This window comes from Marinilactibacillus sp. XAAS-LB27 (assembly GCF_036039175.1).
Classification (GTDB): Bacteria; Bacillota; Bacilli; order Lactobacillales; family Carnobacteriaceae_A; genus Marinilactibacillus.
The window spans coordinates 87872-109459 of record NZ_JAYXKP010000002.1; the positions used below are offsets into that span (position 1 = coordinate 87872).

Consider the following 21588-nt stretch of genomic DNA (forward strand, 5'->3'; position numbering starts at 1 on the left):
TAGTATACTAAAAAACAAAAGTTATTAAAACACCGTTATTTCAGTATTTTTATAACGTACGTTATTAATTAAAAGTAAGTCTAATGTTATTATACTACCAATAACAGATAGTTAGATAATAGCAAAATTTTACAATTCGATGCTAAGTATACCCTAATTCTTACCTAAGAATCGTTATCATTACCCCATTCTCGCGATAACGTCGATTGTGTGATATTATATTAAGTGAGCGTTTTAATATTTTAGGAGGAATCATAATGACCTTAGAAAACTTTGACAATTTATTGAACAAATACGCTGACCTAATCGTGACGACTGGTGTTAACGTACAAGAAAGCCATACAGTTGTATTAAGTGTTGATGTTGACCAAGCACCACTTGCACGTTTGGTAACTGAAGCTGCTTATCAAAAAGGCGCTAAAGAAGTGATCGTTAAATGGACGGATGATATCGTTAGTCGTTCAACTTTTGAGCATGCTTCTCAAGAAGTCTTGACTGATATTCCGCAATATAAAATTGATGAAAGTTTAGATCATATTGAAAAAGGCGCTAGTCGTATCAGCCTTCGTTCTTCTGATCCAGATTCTTTACAAGGATTAGACAACTCTAAGATCGCTGCTTATCAAACGGCTGCTGGTCGTGCTTTATCTGCAATGAGAAAAGCAACTCAATCTAACAAAGTCAGCTGGTTGGTCGCTGCAGCTGCTGGTGAAAAATGGGCAGCTAAAGTATTTCCGGATTTAAATTCTAAAGAAGAACAATTAGATGCTTTATGGGATGCTATTTTCAAAGCGGTTCACCTTTATGACGAAAACCCAATCGCAACTTGGGAAACAAAAGATAAAACGCTTGAAGCGAAAGCTGAAGAATTAAACAAAGAACAATTCGTTGCTTTACACTACACAGGTCCTGGAACTGACTTAACGGTTGGATTACCTGATGGTCACTTATGGGAAGGCGCTGGAAGCTTTAACGTACGTGGCGAGCGATTCATGGCTAACATGCCAACTGAAGAAGTGTTCACTGCTCCTGATGCAAATCGTGTAGATGGCGTTGTTGTTTCGACTAAACCTTTGAGCTATGCAGGAAACATCATCGAAGGAATGGAATTCCACTTCAAAGATGGTAAAGTTGTTAAAGTGACTGCTGAAAAAGGCGAAGATGTGATCCAGCAACTTGTTGAAACAGACGAAGGATCTGCTCGTTTAGGTGAAGTTGCACTTGTTCCAGACGAGTCTCCTATCTCTCAATCTGGTTTAACCTTCTTCAATACTTTGTTTGATGAGAATGCTTCAAATCACTTTGCTTTGGGTTCAGCTTACGCATTCAACCTTAAAGGCGGTACTGAAATGTCTGAAGAAGACTTGAAAGCTGCTGGTTTGAACCGTTCTGACGTTCATGTTGACTTCATGGTGGGTTCAAATGAAATGGATATCGATGGTATTCGTGAAGATGGTACACGTGTTCCAGTATTCCGTAAAGGTACTTGGGCTTAAATTCTAGAATATTAAAATCAGGTGCTGCCTTTAGGGAAGCACCTGATTTTTTCTTTTAAAAGGATGAAGCTCGTCAGTCTTTGAACTGGCGAGATTCATCCTTTATTTGTTCCCTCTCGTGGCCTTAGTTTCTTGCGAGAGGGACTATCTTGCTGTTTCATTCCCTCTCGTGGTCTGATTCTCCTACGAGAGGGACTATCTCTCTGTTTCATTCCCTCTCGTGGTCTGATTCTCCTACGAGAGGGACTATCTTGCTGTTTCACTCCCTCTCGTGGTCTGATTCTCCTACGAGAGGGACTATCTCTCTGTTTCATTCCCTCTCGTGGTCTGATTCTCCTACGAGAGGGACTATCTCTCTGTTTCATTCCCTCTCGTGGTCTAATTCTCTTACGAGAGGGATTATCTCTCTCTTTCATTCCCTCTCGCGGCCTCGCTCTCCTTCGAGAGGGACTATCTCGCTGTTTCATTCCCTCTCGTGGTCTGAGTCTCCTACGAGAGGGACTATCTTGCTGTTTCATTCCCTCTCGTGGTCTGATTCTCCTACGAGAGGGACTATCTTGTTGTTTCATTCCCTCTCGTGGTCTGATTCTCTTACGAGAGGGCCTATCTTGCTGTTTCATTCCCTCTCGTGGTCTAATTCTCTTACGAGAGGGATTATCTCTCTCTTTCATTCCCTCTCGCGGCCTCGCTCTCCTTTGAGAGGGACTATCTCGCTGTTTCATTCCCTCTCGAGGTCTGATTTTCTTGCGAGAGGGACTATTACTGTTCTTACTGATCGGAGATCAGTTTCTAACGGTCTTCTCAGCCACCTATTTAAATACGCCGCTATCTTTCGCTCAGCACCATGATGCGTTCACCGTTTTCTTCATCGATTCTACCTGTGTTTTTGAAGTTAAAGGTTTCGTACAAGCGCTTGGCCGCTAGATTCTCTTCGTTGATGCTGAGCACGATATCTTTGACGGACCAGTTTTGTCTGATAAAGGCTATCAGTTTTTCGAGAAACCTTTTACCGTAGCCTTTGCCTTGAGACTGGGCGTCGATCATAAAACGGTCGAGCCAAATGTATTGATGTTCCTCATTATATGCACCGATCATGGCGAAGCCGACGGGTAAATTTTCTATATAAAGACCATAAGTTGTCCAATTGAATTTGGTTTCGTAGAAAGCTTCGAGCATGGATTCTGCGTTTGGGCTGATAAAGTTGGCTTGTTCTGGGTTTGCTTTGAGTTCGACGATTGCACGCCAGTTTTCGTCGGTGATTGTCCGAATGGTCAACTCTTCCATGATGGCTACTCCTTTTAAGGTCTTTTCTGAAAGGATAACACAAAAAAGGCACTGCTTCAGCAATGCCTTTTTTTACATATATTAGGCTTATTTCAGGTTGTCAGGAAACGAGTCGAAATCAGTTTATCTTCGGTTTCTTGACCGTTCAGCATTTTATACAGTGTATTCATGCTGAGGGCTCCCCATTCTCTTTTTGAGAATGAAACACTATTCATTCGGGGATCAAGGTAGCGACTAACCATCAAGTTGTCAAAGCCAGTGATGTTGATTTCGGTACCCTTAAAGCGGTCATTTTTCTTGAAATAATTGTAAGCACCAATCCCCATTTCGTCATTCAAAGCCAGGATTTCAATTGGGCTTTCATTTCCAACTTCTCGAGCAATTTCACGTGCAGCGATAAAGCCAGACTCTTCTGTAAACCAGCCTTTATAGATTCGGAATTTCTTGCCAAGTTTGCTGATTTCTCGCGTTGCCGTTTCTAATCGTTCGCGGCTATCAAAGTTTCCTTTTGGACCATTAATGATATCAATCGTTTCAGCTGGAGATGTTGCCAGCGACTGGACCGCTTGTTTGATTCCTTCTTTATTATCTAATAACACATGTCGGATATTTTTATGCTCGAGTTGTCTATCTAGTACAACGATAGAATGACCATCGTTTGCATATTCGAGAAGTTGTTCGTCTGGGTAGAATTGGTCTAAAACAATAATACCGTCTATCATACCCTGCGGTAAAAATAGGCGCGACTTTTCTCCTGAGCAGGCGATAATATCAAAGCCAAGTTCTTTTGCCATATGTTGGATTCCATCTAGCAATTCACCATAGAAACTCCCACTGTAACTAGACAAATGGACACCGATGATGCGGGTTTGTTTTCGGCGTAGATTTTGCCCAGCCCGGTTAGGGATATAGTTCATTTCTTTAGCAATCTTTAAAATACGCTGCTTGGTTTTTTCGCTGACTCTTGGACTATTATTCAATGCATAAGACACGGTTGAAATAGAAACATTTGCTCTTTTTGCAATTTCCTTTATGCCCGTCATATTCCAACCTCCTTATTTGTATACCGAATGATCGTTTTTAACTAAATTCATTTCTTCTAAAAAACACTCTACTCTATTATATACAATTTTAACTGTATGCGCTTGTTTTATTAAAATATTATCTTCAATAAACTGGATAATAAATATCTAGTTGGTTTGACTCTTTTGATAATATTTTTTCCAGATCAGCTTGCTTGATCTCAACTCCGGCTTTCCTGTAAGGATTTGTTAAAGCCTTTTGAGAAATATCTTCGCCATTGACTTCCACCTGTACTTGTTCAGTTTCCGCAAAATGATACTGAATCGTCATTGGATAACCGTTGTAGGTATAAGTGACTTGCAGTTCATCTTGTTCTTTTACTAATACAGGATCGAGCACTAGATTTCGATTATGAATTCGAATACCTAAAGCACTTGAAATCAATTGATTCATATAGATTCCCGGCCCACTTGAATAAATTCTCCAGCCGCCTTTTACTTTCACTTGGCCTTTTTTAACTAGATCGAAATTTTCTTGCGCTTCATAACGATCAGAAAAATCTGCATCAGAACTACTAAAGTACGTGTTACTTTGACGGACTTCTGCATTTTCAACTACGGATGAAATGTTAATTGGATTGATCGTTTCCAAACCTTTCCAGATTTCTTCCGCTTGACCGATTTTGGCCATCGCTTCAATGTAACGGATATGTGCGTGTACATACATCAAACCAATCTCACGTCCAAAGTTTGCTGCTTGTTCAGCACGCTTAAATTGGCGACTGACTCCACCTTGGTAGGTAGCCGGACGATTCATCAAACGAACCCCATCTGGTGTATTTAGATGTTCTTGAATCAATGCGTAATGACTTTCTGCCTGTTCTTTCGTAAACAGCTCACTGATCATGCCACGAATCATCGGTAACAAACGGTATTGGATCCCTGTCGTTGTGTCTTCAGGATGAATCATCTTAACGATTTCTTCTTCGCTCGGCATATAGATAAAGCCAGGAACGACTTCATTCGAAGAAATATAGTGTTTGAAATCTTTTTCGATTTCTGCAGTTCGTTCACTCATGACATCTGACCATTTTGGATCAACGATTTTAAGTACTGCTGCAAACTTCTTGAGTGTCTGATAGGTTAGTGCAATCGTCCAGCTACTCGCCATATTCTTTTTCAGACTCTGGTCGTGTGGTTGCAAAGTATCATCCCAATCACCGTCACCATAAGAAGACAGGTGGGTATCCCATAAAAAGTGAGATTGAATGTACGCTAATTGTTTCTCCACATGTACTTTAATGGAGTCGTTCGCTGTTGTGTAAGTCTGCGTCGCTTGATCAAAATAAGAAACGGACTCTTCCAATAAGCTGTCATCCCCTGTAATTTCAAGATAGTCTGCTAGCATTTTAAGCGGCCATACGATCACATCGCCATGGCTTTCATCCGCTTGCACTTCTACATAAGAATCGAACATGAACCATTGTGGCCAATTGCCATCTTGAATATGTTGGTGACTATATACACGCTTAATCACTTCGCGCGTGCTGTCATATTGTTGCATCGCCATTAGATATTCTGCCGGACCTTGAGAAACGTCTCTTGTTCCCCAAGCGGCCCCACCAAATTGCTCCAAACCGTGAGGGACTAAATAGTGAACCAGCATATTATGTGTATACCAATGTGTTGTCAAATTCATCTTTTCGGCTGTTGATTTCACTGCATCCGGTCCACTCATTGAAAAACCATTGCTCAATTCGTCAAAGAATGTAGAAAAAGCTGTTGTTTCTTTCTCAAAATCAAGTTCGGCTGCTGCAAAATGCTTGCCATCAAGTGCTCCTGACATTGTTAAAGTAAACGTATCCGTTGTATCTATTTTAAAGTTCAACAACATAGCTGTGCCTTCCTCTACGCCAGATAAAAATGCACTCTCATCGACAACAGTTGCATTCGCGTTCAACACTTGAAATTTGTAAGCGAGGTTTGGTAATTTCTTGTACGCAGCAGTCTGTTCATCGAATGTCGCAATGACGCCTTCGTCTGTTTCTTCGACCCAGACAGGTGTCTGATATTCTCGGCTATTCATTGTCAATTGATTCGTGATCAAATATTCGTAAGCTTGACCACTTTCACTTGAGACCGTCAATTGGATAGCTGATTGGTTAGACGCTGCTAGATTCACAACGGTAAACGTTTCTGTCTCTGTTTGGTAAACCCATTTCACATAATTAATACCGATTTCCATTAATGAAGGCATCGTTAACAGTCTATAGTGATTTTCCAACTTGACGTATACGCGCTGTCCGCTTGTTTTGAAAAAGTTGACGGCATTTCGGGTATTGGACATCGCTTTATTCATATCTGTATTGCCCATAACCAGTTGGGCATTAAACACTCCATACATCCAAGCGGTCGTACTCATAATGGTTTCATCTGGAACGGTTTTGTTGTGCGTAAATAAAATTTGACCATGTGGACGCTCTAACATTAACTCTTTCTCTTTCAAAGCCACATGTGCTTGATCCTCTGTAAAGAAAGAGACAATACGTCCGTCAATCACCTCATCCTGAATACGCTTAGGATAAAGGCGTTCTAAGTCTGCTTGCGAAATAGTCGTCGTCTGTAACGGTTTCCCAATCACTGTTTGTTTCGTTACGCGTTCACAAGGTGTCAGTTTTTCTTGCTCCAATGTCTGATAAGCTGCTTGAATACGCTCTTGATCTTCTACTTCTTTGACGGCTTCTGGATGGTCCGTTTTGAACAGGTTGTAAAAGACAACAGTGGTTGTATCGGATTCAGCTACTTTTACTGAGCGAGATTTCAATGTAGTGTAGTCGAATTCAAATTGACTTTTACGATTCTCTAGCGCTACTTTTTTCAGTGCTTCTGGTTGATTGGTCTCTTTATAAGTTTTTCCAAAAAACTGGAAGCCATCTGTTAAAAATCCATCCGTCCCTGTAAGACTTCCTTGTTGTAAGTACGGAAATTTTCCAGATTGTGGCTGATTTTGTCTAGAACTGATCACATAGCCAGTTTCTATTTCGCTTACTGTATGATCTACATACTGGGCTACATAGGCTTCGTTTGCTTTAAGCGCAGCTTCTGCAGCTAATCCCAGATCTTGACCGTAAACAATATCAATCAGTTCATTAGATCCTTTGAGGGATACTTCCCAGAACCAGATACTCTCTTCCGCTAAACTGAATCGCACCAAATAATCAATGTTCGCTACGGCCCCTGACCAGCTGACTTGTTTTTCCCCTACTGAAAATCGGCTATTTGATTGTATTCCCAGTAACGGCACTGCCTCTAAAACTGCGCCGGTTTCATCAAATCGTCTAAGATATAGATTATTTAAAGACCCATCAATCATATTTCCTTCGATTTGATTGATCATAATTGATTCGTGACTCATTTTGTATAGATCCCCTGACTGTAAAAACGTTACAGTCGTCTGACCTTCTTTTAAGGTAACCATATGTTTTTGTGCTTGTACGATTGATTTCATTTTACTACCCCTCAACTCTTCAACGATTTAATTTTTTACTAAATATCTATTTTTCTAACTCAAACGATGCACTGAGTGTGACTGAACTATCCGTACCGATACCAATCAAGAAAGTTCCCGCATCACTACTGACTGAATGGTCTGCGTGTGAGTAGCGGAGCTGTTCTTCTGTAATTTCAAAGGTAATGGTTTTAGATTCGCCTGGTGCACATTCAACTTGTTTGAAATCAACGAGTTCTTTGACTGGACGCACTACTTCGCCCACTTTATCGCGAAGGTAAACTTGAACCGTTTCAAGCCCTTTAACATCGCCAGTATTTTTAACATCTACCGAAACTTGCAATCCATCGTCTTCAGAGATTTTCTGACTTGATAATGTCAAGTTTGCATACTCAAAGGTTGTATAAGAACGTCCAAAACCGAATGGATATAGAGCCGTATTTTCAGCATCAAGATACCTCGATAGATATTTTTCACTTCTTTTTCCTTCTGTCATGGGTCTGCCGGTACTGTCTTCGTTATAGGTCAGTGGAATCTGACCAACAGATCTAGGGAATGACATGGGCAATTTGCCCGAAGGATTCACTTTTCCAAATAATATATTCGTAATGGCTTCCGCTCCCATCGTTCCAGGGAACCAGGCTTCAACAAGAGCATCTACTAACGGTACCACTTCAGATAAATCCAAGGGGCGACCATTGATCAAAACAGCTACAACTTTTTTATTTAGTTTTTTCAGTTCTCTCAATAAGACTAACTGGTTCTCTGGCAACTTAATGTTTGTACGACTGGCTGCCTCGCCACTCATTTCTGAACTTTCTCCGAGTGCAACCACTACGGTATCCGCCGTACGTAAATCGTCCATGAAGAAGCTATTCTGTCCCTCTAAGAATGTTCGATCATCAATTACGCTGAATACATCTGGATTCGCAACAGCTGCCATCGCATCTTCAAGTGTTGTTGTCTGTTCTCTGTTACCTTTCCAAGACCAGGCGCCTAAAAGGTCAGTTGACTGACTGAGCGGACCCGTTAAGATAAGTTTTGAATCTTTTTTTAGTGGCAATACGCCATTGTTTTCGAGTAGAACAATCGATTGTTCTGCGACTGTTAAAGCGACTTGTTTGTTTTCATTTGAAAAGACTGCTTCTTTCTCGGTTGTTTCATTAGCACCTCGGTAGGGTTGTTCGAATAAGCCTAGGTCATTTTTTAATTTCAAGATATTCCAGACCGATTCATCCAGAAGTGTTTTCAATGTTTCGTCTTGATTCACTAAGTCCACTAAATGCTCACTATAAGCTGCTGACATCATTTCAATATCTACACCTGCTGTTAATGCTTGTTTTGCTGCAGCTTTGTTATCTTCTGCAACACCGTGTGGGACGAGTTCGCCGATTGCACCCCAGTCAGAAATCAGAACCCCATCAAAGGCCATTTCTTCTCGGAGGATATCTCGCATCAGACGTTTATTACCAGTTGCTGGGATGTTATCAATTGTGTTAAAGGCGGTCATGACCAGTTTTGCGCCCGCATCAATTCCTTCTTGGTAGGCTGGCAAATAGTGCTCTCTTAAAGTATTTTCGTTTAAGTCTACTGAGTTATAATCTCTACCACCACGTGGCGCACCATAACCGGCAAAATGTTTCACACAAGCTGCAAGCTTCGTTAGATCTTCTTTCAAGTCCTCGCCTTGATAACCTTCTACAAAAGCTCTGGCATATCGTTTATTGAGTAACTTGTCCTCACCAGTTGCTTCCATGACTCTACCCCATCTAGGATCTCTAACGAGATCAACCATTGGTGAGAACGTTACATGAAGTCCTTGAGCAGACGCTTCTTTAGCTGAGATTTGTGCAGTTTGCTTGATCAAATCAGGATTCCAAGTCGCGCCTAATCCTAACGGAATTGGGAAAATAGTATGATCCCCGTGAATAATATCTGCCATGAACAATAAAGGTATATTTAAACGATTTTCTTCCATATATCTTTTTTGCAATGCAATGGTTTCTTTTGCACCTGAGATACCCAGAACGGAACCGACTTGGTATTTCTTCTCTTCAGTCATAGCCATTTCATTCATTGGCCCTGTGATATCTTCTGATTGATCAGAGAAAAAGTCCGCGGACAATTGAATCGTCTGTCCAACTTTTTCTTCAGTGGTCATTTCATTGAGTAGTGCTTTTAATGCATCAATTTTCATAAGTGACTCCTTTGTCTGCGCTTATTTTCCACCGGAAATGTTAAAGCCAGTAAGAATATATTTTTGGAAAATGATAAAAATGATCAGAATTGGCACGACCATGAAGGCAGCTCCAGCCATTTGTAAAGCATAATTTGTTCCATGTTGTCCTTGTAGCAATTGCAGACCAACCGATAAGGTATAGAAACGTTGGTCATTCGCAATAATCAGTGGCCATAGGAATGAGTTCCAACCACCGATAAAGGTTAAAATACCTTGTACTGCAATAATGGGTTTAGATAAGGGTAAAGCAACTCTGAAGAAAACGTAGAAGTCACTCGCACCATCTAACCTTGCCGCTTCAAAAAATTCTTCTGAAATACTTGAGAAAAATTGTCTGAACAAGAAAATTCCAAAAGCACCTGTAAGTCCAGGTAATACGATACCCAGATACGTATTCGTCAAGCCAAGCTGGTTTAATAAGAGATAAACCGGAATCATCGTCACTTGTCCTGGAATCATCATCGTTGCGAGAACGAGAACAAATAGAAAGTTTTTGAATTTAAATTCATAATGTGCAAATGCAAAGCCTGCCATTGCATTGAGCAATAATCCAACAAACCCTAGAACAGTAATGATTACGGTATTGAGTAGATATACATCAAAATTTAACCGTTGAAAGAGTTCTCTAAAATTATCTAGTGTCCATTCGTTTGGCAAAAGATTCGGTTGTGCGGCTACAATCTCTGGATTGGTTTTGAATGCTGAAAGAATCATCCATACAAACGGAATGACCGTAATCAGCCCCCAAAGGCCTAATACTACTCCAATAGTAATTTTTAGTTTTTTGTCTATATTAATCATATCAACTTATCCCCTTCTTAATCTGCTCGTCTTTGTAATCTGAGTTGAACGAGTGTTGCACAGATAATGACAACAAACAAGAGCAACGATCCAGCCGCAGCATATCCAAATTGATTGTTTTGGAAACCATTGCGGTAGATAAAGAGTGCCACACTTGTCGTACTATTCAGTGGTCCACCTTCAGTCATAACAAAGGGTTCTTCAAAGAATTGTAACCAGCCGATAATCGTAGTGATGGTGACAAAAGACGTTGAAAACTTCAATTGGGGTACAGTAATAAAACGAATCTGTTCCCATTTTGTTGCTCCATCTAGTTCAGCCGCTTCATACATCGAACGCGGAATATTTTGTAGTGCTGCAGAAAAAATCAGCATATTGATCCCGATACTTCTCCAAACCGCTAAAATGACTAGTGAGATTTTTGAAACACTTGTATCCGTTAACCAGCCGATCGGTCCAATACCAACCATGCCGATGACGCGGTTGATCAAACCAATACTTTGACTTGGATTGAACAAGAATGCCCAAACAATCGCAACCGCAACAATATTGGTAATGGAAGGTGAGTAGAATACTACCCGCATAAATGAGAAATACCGACTTCTCCCCATATTGATCAAAATTGCAATGGTCAGTGAAAAGAGAATGACGAGCGGTACACCAAAGATTACGTAGAATAAGGTATTGGTGATGGATTTCAAAAATATACTATCTTGCAAGATATTTTGATAATTTTGAAATCCCGTGAAGTTGATTCGTGAATAATCTGCTAGTCCTGCTAAACTCATATCGGTAAAGCTGATAACTAACGCTAAAATAATTGGGAAGATAGAGAACGTTAATAGTAAACCAATAGCAGGTGCAATAAAGAAATAAGGTGCTTTTTTACTTTTCATGAAAAGGTTCCTCTCTAAAATCAAAATTCAGAGAATGAATCGAAACGATTCCACTCTCTGAATGTTTGAATTTTTTAGTCGATCATTGTTTGAACTTCCTGGTTCAGGTTATCCAGTGTTTCTTGAACGTCTGCACCACCAACGATGATTTGTTCGAAACTACTGATATACGCTTGAGATACTCTATCCCATTCTTCGATTACTGGCATATGTTCAGAATTTTCAAGCTGTTCACCAAATACCGCTACATTTTCGTCTTGGAATGGTTCCTCATCCCATGTAGACATTCTTGCAGGAAGAGAACTTGAATTTTCATAATATGTCAGCATACTATCTGTGCTTGTTAAGTGTTCAATTAACTGAACCGCTTCTTCTGGATTATCAGAATTATTCCAGACAGCTAAGTTGGCACCACCTGTATTAGATACGTTACTAACAGGTCCTTCAGGCAAGGTTCTCACTGCCCATTTACCTTCAATATCTGTTGTTTGATCTTGAATCGCTGTAATCATCCACGGCCCACTGATAAACATTGGATTGATTCCTTCTCCACCAAAACTTTGAGAAATCTCAATACCTAAATCTTGGCTTGGTGAAGCACCTGATTCTATGAAACCATTCAAGTATTCAATCGCTTCAACGAATTCTGGTTCATTCATTACAGCATTTCCTTCATCATCTATAATTGGTGAACCATTTTGTTTTGCAAACATTGGTCCAAATGTCTGTTCATTGATTGGAATTGTGAAACCATAATAGTTGTCCCCACGTTCAGACAACTTCATCGCAGCATCCGAAAGTTCATCCCAAGTTGCTGGACCTTCTGGATAACCCGCTTCTTCAAGTAAATCTGTTCTATAGTAAAGCGCTCTCGTTTCAGTGTACCAAGGGACTGCATAATAATTTTCATCAAATACCGTTGTCTCAACATTTCCCTCGAAGAAATTATCTGGACTGATTTCATCACTACCTTCGACGTATTCTGTGATATCCATCAATGCACCAGCATCTACGAATTCTGCCATATAAGTAGAACCCATTTGCACGACATCGGGACCTTCACCTGAAGCAACCGCTGTCAGCAAGCGGTCATGGACAGCTGACCAAGGTATGCTCTGTGCGTTAACGTCAATGCCTGTTTCTTCTGTGAATGAATCAAAAAGGGGTTGCGTCACTTCGTTTCCGTCACCCATTACCCATACAGATAATTCATCTGAAGAGCCTTCTGAAGCACCCTCGTCTCCACTATTTCCACATGCTGCTAGTAAACTCATTGCTACCAAAGATGTTGTGCCTAACATTAATTTATTGATTTTCATTATTTATTCCTCCTAATTTTTATGAGATTATTTACTTATTTGTTTTTTGTCGAAACGTTTCGACAAAAAGCCAAAAAGATTATTCTGTTAACCAGTTTAACGCTGGGATAATCTGTTGATTCCAAAATGTCCAGTTATGATCTCCCTCATCTTCAACATATTGATGGCTGATTTGAAGACGGTTCAGTTCTTGATGAAAAGCTACATTGTCTTCGTATAAGAAGTCACTTGTTCCACAAGCCATGTAAAGCTCTGGTAAATCAATCTTTTTATGCGCTAGTAGATATAAATCTATTTCATCTGGTATAGCTTGAATCTCTGAATGGCCAACCACTACATCCATAATCCGTTCTGGATACATGTGATCTTCTTTATCTACCGTTTTTGTAATGATTCGACTCGACAAGGCTATGATCTTACCAAAGGTTTCATGATAATATAAACCATTTCGCAAAGCACCATACCCGCCCATAGATAGCCCACCGATCCAAGTCTCTTCTCTATTAGTAGATAATGGGAATAGGCTTCTGGTTTCTTCAATCAGTTCTTGACCGATATACTCACCATACTTCATACCGTTAGGATGATTCACATAATAACTATTCTCACCTGTTGGCAGAATGACAGCAATATTATACGTTTCAGCCAAGTGTTCGATGTTTCCTGCGTAGAACCAATCTCTTCTGTCTCCGCTATATCCATGAAGCAAGTAGAGTGTTTTAAAGGGTCGTGCCGTTCTATTTTCTTTAGGAATAATAGCTGAATAAGATACTTTTCTTTCTAAATTCTTTGAGAAAAACGAAGCGTCCACAGTTGTCATTTATCTTGTTCACTTCCTTTCGAAACGTTTCGATAAATGAATTATAACCAACTCCCCATTTTTTTGCAAGCCTTTTCTTTTAATTTTATTTTTCTACTATAAAAAAGGCCGACGACCTATTGGCCATCAGCACTTTCCTTCTTTATTTCGCTACAGTTTCGTCCAATGCTAGATTAACACCTAACACATTTACAGTTGGTTCTCCCCAGATACCTAAGCTTCGTCCAGTTGTTTGTTGTTTGATTACTGCTTGTACAACTTCCTTCGAAAGATTGCGTTCTTTTGCAATTCTATTGACCTGATAAGCAGCTGCTTCAGGAGAAATGTTTGGATCAACGCCACTTCCAGATGCAGAAAGTAAGTCATTAGGGATTGGTTCAGGATTATCAGGATCCAGTTCTTCAAACCATTCGACTCGCTCTTGGACGAGTGTTTTCAATACTTCGCTCGTTGGCGATAAATTTCGGTCCCAATCAGGTCTCCCAATCATATAAGCTGGGTCTGTAAAGGTTTGTGCAATCCATTTTGAACCAACAGCAACTTCTTCATTCGATGCATTGGTCGTTTGGATGACACTTCCATTCGCTTGACTTGGAAATACCAGTTGTGCGATACCAGTTACGACACCGGTATATAGTACCCCGCAGACCACAGTGAAAAATAAAAATAACGTGATTGCCGTTCTCAGTAATTTTAGTACTCTCATGTTTTTTACTCCTTATCCAATACCCATAACGGTGAGTATGATATCAATTAATTTGATTGCAATGAACGGTGCAACTAGTCCACCTAAACCGTACACAAGCATATTGTGTCTCAATAATTTCTCGGCTGATAACCCTCTATATTTAACACCTCGAAGCGCTAGTGGGATCAATGCAATAATAATTAGTGCATTATAGATCACAGCGGATAAGATTGCGGTCGTTGCACTCGTCAAACCCATGAAATTAAGAGCTTCTAATTGAGGATAGATGGAGAAGAACAATACCGGAATGATCGCAAAATATTTAGCGACATCATTCGCAATACTAAAAGTGGTTAACGCGCCTCTTGTAATCAACAATTGTTTACCGATACGGACAATATCAATCAGTTTAGTTGGATTTGAATCCAAGTCGACCATATTCCCCGCTTCTTTAGCGGCTTGCGTCCCTGTGTTCATAGCTACCGCAACATCGGCTTGCGCAAGTGCAGGTGCATCATTAGTACCATCTCCGGTCATCGCAACGAGATGACCGTCTTTTTGGTATTGACGAATCAATTCTAGTTTTGCCTCTGGTGTCGCTTCTGCTAAGAAATCATCAACGCCTGCTTCTGCCGCAATCGCTGCAGCTGTCATCGGGTTATCTCCTGTTATCATGATTGTCTTGATCCCCATATTTCTGAGTTCATTGAAGCGATCTTTAACGCCACTTTTTACAATGTCTTTCAAGTGTATGACACCTAAAACTGTCTCGTTTTTCGTTACAACAAGTGGTGTTCCACCTGCATTAGCAATGTCATTCACGATTTGTGTACATTCTTCCGGAAACGTTCCACCTTTCGCCTGAATCTTTTGCTTGATGGTATCCGCGGCACCTTTTCGCCACTCGTCGCCTGCGTAATCAATCCCGCTCATTCGTGTTCTAGCGGAGAATGGTACAAAAGTTGCTTGCAAACTAGATAGATCGTGACTGCGTAAGCCATATTCATCTTTTGCCAGCTTCACAATACTTCTACCCTCAGGCGTTTCATCCGCAAGAGAAGACAATTGCGCTGCTTCTGCTAGTGCTGCTTTTTCTGTACCATTGACGGGTACAAATTCACTCGCTTGTCGATTTCCTAGCGTAATGGTTCCAGTTTTATCGAGTAAGAGTACATCCGTATCGCCTGCGGCTTCAATTGCTCGGCCACTCATTGCGAGTACATTTGCTTCGTTTAACCGACTCATTCCGGCAATCCCAATTGAAGATAAGAGTGCACCAATGGTTGTGGGCGCAAGACAGACAAGTAAAGCAACGACATTTGTCAGAGAAATTGGTGAGCCTGTTCCTACATAAGCACTTGTAAATTGCGTAAAAGGTAATAATGTTGCTGACACAACCAGAAAGATAATTGTAAACGTAACGAGTAGAATTTGAAGCGCGATCTCATTAGGGGTTTTCTTACGAGAAGCCCCTTCTACCATACTGATCATTTTGTCGAGAAAGCTGTTCCCCGCTTCTACGGTGATACGAATGATCAACCAATCAGATACTAAAGTCGTTCCTCCTGTTACCGCGCTTCGGTCCCCTCCGGATTCCCTAATAACTGGAGCCGATTCACCGGTAATGGCGCTCTCGTCAACCGAGGCAGCACCCGAAACAACTTCTCCATCCATCGGTATCTGTTCTCCTGCTTCTACATATACCAAGTCTTCCTTTTTCAACTCAACAGATAGTACGACTTCAAAATCTTCAGGGTGATCGATTGACTTGATTTTTTTAGTTTGTACTTCCTTTCTTGCTTTTCTTAAAGTATCAGCTTGTGCACGGCCTCTTCCTTCAGCAATGGCTTCAGCAAAGTTCGCAAACAGTACAGTGAACCACAAAATGATCGCAATTGAAAATACGTAGCCTCCTGCTTCATCTTGTATACCCATATAGGACAAGAAGTATAGAATCGTAGTTAAGATTGCACCAATATAAACCATTAACATAACGGGATTCTTCACCTGTACCTGTGGCATTAGTTTTGTAAAAGATTGTGCGATTGCATCGATAAATAGTTTTGATTGATTGGTTTGATTTTTCATGATTCATTCCCTCTTAACGTGATGTGAAGTAATCAGCGATTGGACCTAAGGCCAGTGAAGGCAAGAAGCTCAATGCTGCGATAATCAATATGACGCCTACTAGTAAGCCGACAAATAGGTTGCTGGTTGTCGACAGTGTGCCCTCGCTGACCGCTACTGTTTTTTTCTTCGCCATATTCCCTGCTAGAAAAATCGTAGCGACTAGTGGGATGAATCGAGAGAACAGCATGATACTTCCACCGAGTAGATTGGTTAAAGGTGTATCTGCACTAAAACCAGCAAAAGCACTCCCGTTGTTGTTTCCCATAGAAGAGTAAGCGTATAGAATCTCTGAAAAGCCTCTAGCCCCTTCATTGGTTACCGAAGCTTGAGCATCAGGTGCAACGACTGCAATGGCCGTTCCGAGCAAGGTCAAAACTGGTGGAACAAGCACAATTAAACAAACCATTTTCATATCAAACGGTTCAATTTTCTTGCTCAAGTATTCCGGTGTTCTACCGACCATAAGTCCGGCAATAAACACGGTTAAGAGAACAAAGGCAATCATCCCATAAAGGCCGCTTCCTACACCGCCAAAAACAATTTCGCCAATTTGCATCAAGAACATCAGCATCATGCCGCCAAATGCGGTGTAACTATTGTGCATCGAGTTAACGGATCCATTAGAAGCCGCTGTCGTAGCCGTTGCCCATAGTGAAGACATCCCGATTCCGTGAACGACTTCTTTTCCTTCCATATTTCCAAGCCCAGTTGCACCGGAAAGGACAGGTACCCCGTATGCTTCACTTAATGTCGTGACGACAAGTGTCAATAAAAAGATTAACAGCATGGCGATATAAAGGGTTTTTCCTTGTTTGAGATCTTTTACAGCTTTACCGAACGTTACACATAAGGCAGCTGGAATGAGTAATATTGAAATTAACTGGATCAGGTTCGACAAGGCTGTTGGATTTTCTAATGGATACGCTGAATTTGATCCGAAGAATCCGCCTCCGTTTGTACCAAGTTGTTTAATCATAATTTGACTGGCTGCTGGTCCGAGAGGAATTGTTTGTGCCACACCCTCTTGTAAGGTCGTGACTTCCTGGTAACCTGAAAAAGATTGGACGACTCCTTGAGAAACCAACACAATCGCGCCGATAAAAGACAACGGAATCAAGACGTATAAAGTGATCCGTGTAAGATCCACCCAGAAGTTGCCAACTGTTCGTTTTTGTTTCAAGATAAATCCTCTAATTAAAACGAATAATACCGCTATTCCTGTGGCAGCTGAAACAAAATTCTGCACTGTTAGTCCAATAGACTGTGTGAAATAAGACAAATCTGTTTCTCCAGAATAAGCTTGCCAGTTCGTATTCGATACAAAACTAGCAGCCGTATTGAAAGCCAAGTCTAATGTTGTGCTCTCAATTCCTTCTGGGTTAAAAGGTAAGAAACGTTGTGCGAGTTGCAAGGTGAAGACAAAGACCAGACCGACCATACTAAATAAGAGAACCGAAATCGCGTATTTTTTAGCCGTCATCTCTTCGACTTGTACACCCATTACTTTGAATAGACCTGCTTCTAGTCGATTTCCTTTTTTATTTTTGAAAATAGGTTTTCCCACCATAATGTCATATAGGTACAAGCCAAGTGGAATCGAAAGGCCTATCAATATGAGTAAAAAGAGTACTTGCTGAAAAATGATTATACTCACAAGTCTTCCCCCCTAAACAACACATAAAACAAGTAAACGAGTAAAATTAATCCGATCATACCGGTTGCTAAAATAACTGTATCCATCACTGACTCCTTTTTTAAGATTGCTGGTAATACTCCTATTTTGTCTACCAGCTTATGGATGTATCTTAGCAGTTCCATAATTAAGTCGGGATAAGCAAATACCGATTAGGATTAAGATAGCGTAAAGATTAAAACCTTCATCAATCTTTATGCTATCTTAATGCGCGATTGAAAATCCTAACGTTCCTGATTGCGTAACTGTGCTATAATCCTTTTAATATAGAAGGACTTTTTTTCGAGGAGAATTGAGAATGGTGTCGATTAGTCTAAACGGTCAAGATGATTTTCCGCTTTTTTCAGAAGCGAGTGAGCGCGTTGGGAAGCTTAAGATTTACTTTGGGTATGCGGCAGGTGTAGGGAAAACGTATGCGATGTTGAGTGATGCTCAGGAAATTTTGAAAGATGGCTTGGATGTTGTGGTTGGTTACGTGGAACCGCACGATCGTCCAGAAACGACAAGTCTATTGAATGGATTCGAGCAACTATCCCCTCTATCTTTGACTTACAAAAATATGACGTTGAAAGAACTAGACTTGAATGCGGCTTTAAAAAGAAAGCCTGAATTAATTTTGGTCGATGAGCTGGCACACACGAATGCTGAGGGCAGTCGGCATCAGAAGCGCTTTCAAGATATTGAAGAATTGCTTCGAGCGGGAATTGACGTTTATACAACGGTCAATGTTCAGCATATTGAAAGTCTAAACGATCAAGTCTCTGCTATCACCGGAGTGGTCGTCCGTGAACGTATTCCCGACCGTTTATTTGACTTGGCAGATCAGATCGAAGTTGTTGATATTGAGCCGGTAGAATTACTTGATCGCTTGAATAAAGGGCGCATTTACCAACAACATAAAATTGCTCAAGCCCTTTCTCATTTCTTTACGATGGAAAAACTCGTTGCATTAAGAGAAATTGCACTTCGTAAAACGGCTGACCATATTAATCGAAAAGCAAACCAACATACGAGCACGAATAAGGAGTCTCCTACTTTTACAAATGAGCATATTTTAGTGTGTCTGTCGGGTTCTCCTTCGAACATGAAAGTGATTCGAACGGCTGCAAGGATGGCGCGTGCATTTAGTGCCAAATTGACTGCTTTATATGTAGAGGCGGCAGATGATGAACACAGTGATGCATACCGCTCATCACTTCAGTCTAATATTCGGTTAGCGGAAGATTCAGGTGCGCAAATCGTAACAGTCTACGGAGAAGATATACCAAAACAAATTATTGAGTATGCTCGAGCAAGCAAAATTTCGAAAATTGTTGCCGGACGAACGAAACATTTGACGAAATGGCGTTCAAAACAGTCTTTCGTTGATAAGTTATTAGATTACGATCCAAATATCGATTTGTATATCATACCGGATAATCAGGATGGACAGCTCACAAGCAGAAAAAAAACAGTTGATTTTTCTTTCTCTTTTATGGAGACGTTAAAATCAGTTTTTCTTTTGCTAATTTGTACATTGATCGGATTATGGTTTTATGTACTTGGTTTCAGCGAAGCTAATATTATCATTCTCTACATTTTAGGTATTTTGGTCAATGCGATGGTCACAAAAGGACGCAAATATAGTCTAGTGTCTTCTATTGTGAGTGTGCTCATTTTTAACTTTACCTTTACCGAACCGCGTTTCACTTTTAAAGTCAGTGATCCTGGTCATATTATCACATTTTTCATTATGTTAGTCGCTGCGTTGATTACGTCTACCTTGACTAAACGAATAGCTGAACAGGCTAGACAAGCTTCCCGCAAAGCCTACTTTACGGAAGTTCTGCTAGAAACGAGTCAAAAGTTACAAAAAACTTCTGATGAAGAAGCAATTTATTACGAGACGGCACAGCAAATCATGAAGTTGACGAATCGGTCCATCGTCTTCTATCCTTCAAAAGAAGACCATTTAGTGGACCCACTATTCTTTAAGCATGAGTCCTTTACTGGAGATCAAGCATCTTTGTTGAATGAACATGAAAAAGCTGTGGCGGAGTGGGCTTTTAAAAACAACAAGCGTGCCGGCGCTGGTACCCAGACGCTTTCAAACGCTAAGTGTCTTTATCTAGTTATTCGCGGTCGGGAGCATCCTCTAGCGGTAGCTGGTATTGTTTATGACCAATCAGATAGACTCGGCATTTTTGAAAAAAGTCTGGCGATTGCGATGCTTGATGAATGTGCATTAGCACTTGATAAAGAAAAAGCAACGCAAGCTCAAAACGAACTCTATACAGAGATGCAACAGGAAAAATTACGTTCTACACTATTAAGAGCTATCTCTCATGATTTAAGATTACCGCTAACCAGTATTTCAGGAAATGCCAGTTTGCTATCAGCTAGTGCAGACAAACTTTCAACGGAACACAAGCAATTACTTTATCAAACGATTCAAGATGACTCAGCTTGGTTGATTCGCCTGATTGAAAATTTATTATCTATTACGAAACTAGATAGCGGACAGCTACAATTACGGACTGAGATTGAGTTATTTGAAGAAGTCATTGATGAAGCGATTCAGCATCTGGATCCCGCCATCAAGGATCATTCTTTAAATGTTGAAACTGTAGACGATTTACTCATGGCCAAGATGGATACACAGCTTATCATTCAAGTGTTCATCAATATCTTGAACAACGCCATTCGTTACACCCCTAGTGGCTCAACAATTTCGATCGTAGCTCGACGAGAAGGCCCCCTTGCACGAATTGAAATATCAGACGATGGCGACGGGCTGACCGATGAAGAACAAGCTCATATTTTCGATTTATTCTATACAACAAATAGTGCCAATTCAGATGGCCGCAGAGGATTGGGACTCGGTCTTTTCTTATGTCAGTCTATTATTGAGGCTCATGGTGGCAAGATCTATGTTAAAAATCATTTCCCTAAAGGAACAACATTCGGCTTCACCTTACAAGCAGAGGAGGTTTCAGCGCATGAATAAACCAACCATTCTGATTGTAGAAGATGATCAAGCAGTTAGAAAACTCATCTCCACCACCGTTGAACTAGAAGGCTATCAATACAGAACGGCAGAAACCGGTAGAGAAGGATTGATAGAACTGGTTAGTAAACAACCTGATATTCTCATTCTTGATTTAGGATTACCCGACATGGACGGTGTCTCCATTGTTGAAACTGTCAGAGGTTGGTCTAACCTTCCGATTATCATTGTCAGCGCACGCAGTGAAGACCAAGATAAAATTAGAGCATTAGATGCTGGGGCGGATGACTATTTGACAAAACCGTTCAGTGTCGAAGAATTACTGGCAAGATTAAGAGCCCTATTACGTAGGCTTCGCACCGACCAGCAAACTTCTCTATTACAGTCTTCTATTATAGAAAATGGTTCGTTAAAAATCGACTATGCTGCTGGTATCGTGTGGATCAACGATAAAGAGTTACATCTTACACCTATTGAATACAAGTTAATCAGCTTATTGGCAAAAAATATTGGAAAAGTCCTCACGCACAACTATATTTTAAATGAAGTTTGGGGCAAATATTATGATGATGTGCCAGTTCTGAGAGTTTTCATGGCAGGATTGCGAAAAAAATTACGAGAGAATAGTCCCGGAGAAGATTATATCCAAACACATATTGGTGTTGGATACCGAATGCTTCGAGTCGAACTGTAAAAAAACGATTGA

The 21588-nt window shown here is 40.6% G+C and carries 15 protein-coding genes; 3 read left to right on the forward strand and 12 right to left on the reverse strand.

Annotated features, from left to right (window positions below; translation table 11 throughout):
• The first annotated feature begins 257 nt into the window (after nt 1-257).
• On the forward strand, nt 258-1496 hold the full coding sequence (locus VXN63_RS04110; protein WP_327756706.1) for an aminopeptidase: 1239 nt from the start codon (nt 258-260) through the stop codon (nt 1494-1496).
• Between the two features lie 825 nt (nt 1497-2321).
• Here VXN63_RS04110 and VXN63_RS04115 read toward each other — a convergent pair.
• From VXN63_RS04115 to VXN63_RS04170, 12 genes are all read right to left on the reverse strand, one after another.
• Nucleotides 2322-2843, reverse strand: coding sequence for a GNAT family N-acetyltransferase (locus VXN63_RS04115; RefSeq protein WP_327756707.1), 522 nt, complete (start codon nt 2841-2843; stop codon nt 2322-2324).
• A gap of 29 nt (nt 2844-2872) precedes the next feature.
• Nucleotides 2873-3823, reverse strand: a complete 951-nt coding sequence (locus VXN63_RS04120; protein ID WP_327756708.1) for a LacI family DNA-binding transcriptional regulator — start codon at nt 3821-3823, stop codon at nt 2873-2875.
• A 124-nt stretch (nt 3824-3947) separates the two neighbouring features.
• The gene (locus VXN63_RS04125) at nt 3948-7310 is read right to left on the reverse strand and encodes a GH36-type glycosyl hydrolase domain-containing protein (RefSeq protein ID WP_327756709.1); all 3363 of its coding nucleotides are present in this window, start codon (nt 7308-7310) and stop codon (nt 3948-3950) included.
• A 46-nt stretch (nt 7311-7356) separates the two neighbouring features.
• A complete protein-coding gene (locus VXN63_RS04130; protein ID WP_327756710.1) occupies nt 7357-9507 on the reverse strand; it encodes a glycoside hydrolase family 3 N-terminal domain-containing protein in 2151 nt (716 codons plus the stop codon).
• A gap of 21 nt (nt 9508-9528) precedes the next feature.
• Nucleotides 9529-10350 (reverse strand): carbohydrate ABC transporter permease, encoded by an 822-nt coding sequence (locus tag VXN63_RS04135; RefSeq protein ID WP_327756711.1) that lies wholly within the window; start codon nt 10348-10350, stop codon nt 9529-9531.
• A 17-nt stretch (nt 10351-10367) separates the two neighbouring features.
• A complete protein-coding gene (locus tag VXN63_RS04140; protein ID WP_327756712.1) occupies nt 10368-11246 on the reverse strand; it encodes a carbohydrate ABC transporter permease in 879 nt (292 codons plus the stop codon).
• A 74-nt stretch (nt 11247-11320) separates the two neighbouring features.
• Complete coding sequence (locus VXN63_RS04145; protein ID WP_327756713.1) at nt 11321-12565, reverse strand: sugar ABC transporter substrate-binding protein; 1245 nt, start codon at nt 12563-12565, stop codon at nt 11321-11323.
• 79 nt (nt 12566-12644) lie between these two features.
• Complete coding sequence (locus VXN63_RS04150) at nt 12645-13385, reverse strand: alpha/beta hydrolase (protein ID WP_327756714.1); 741 nt, start codon at nt 13383-13385, stop codon at nt 12645-12647.
• A gap of 142 nt (nt 13386-13527) precedes the next feature.
• Nucleotides 13528-14091, reverse strand: coding sequence for a potassium-transporting ATPase subunit C (locus VXN63_RS04155; RefSeq protein WP_327756715.1), 564 nt, complete (start codon nt 14089-14091; stop codon nt 13528-13530).
• Between the two features lie 12 nt (nt 14092-14103).
• Entirely contained in the window at nt 14104-16161 is a 2058-nt protein-coding gene (kdpB, locus tag VXN63_RS04160) for a potassium-transporting ATPase subunit KdpB (protein ID WP_327756716.1), read from the reverse strand.
• Nucleotides 16162-16174: 13 nt separating this feature from the next.
• The gene (gene kdpA / locus VXN63_RS04165; RefSeq protein WP_327756717.1) at nt 16175-17857 is read right to left on the reverse strand and encodes a potassium-transporting ATPase subunit KdpA; all 1683 of its coding nucleotides are present in this window, start codon (nt 17855-17857) and stop codon (nt 16175-16177) included.
• On the reverse strand, nt 17854-17943 hold the full coding sequence (locus VXN63_RS04170; RefSeq protein ID WP_327756718.1) for a hypothetical protein: 90 nt from the start codon (nt 17941-17943) through the stop codon (nt 17854-17856). Before VXN63_RS04170 ends, kdpA begins: the two co-directional genes overlap by 4 nt.
• A 251-nt stretch (nt 17944-18194) precedes the next feature.
• Between VXN63_RS04170 and VXN63_RS04175 the strand changes: the two genes are divergently transcribed.
• Together VXN63_RS04175 and VXN63_RS04180 are read left to right on the forward strand one after the other, a co-directional pair.
• Nucleotides 18195-20882 (forward strand): sensor histidine kinase KdpD, encoded by a 2688-nt coding sequence (locus VXN63_RS04175; RefSeq protein ID WP_327756719.1) that lies wholly within the window; start codon nt 18195-18197, stop codon nt 20880-20882.
• Nucleotides 20875-21576, forward strand: a complete 702-nt coding sequence (locus VXN63_RS04180) for a response regulator transcription factor (protein WP_327756720.1) — start codon at nt 20875-20877, stop codon at nt 21574-21576. Before VXN63_RS04175 ends, VXN63_RS04180 begins: the two co-directional genes overlap by 8 nt.
• The last annotated feature ends 12 nt before the right edge of the window (nt 21577-21588 follow it).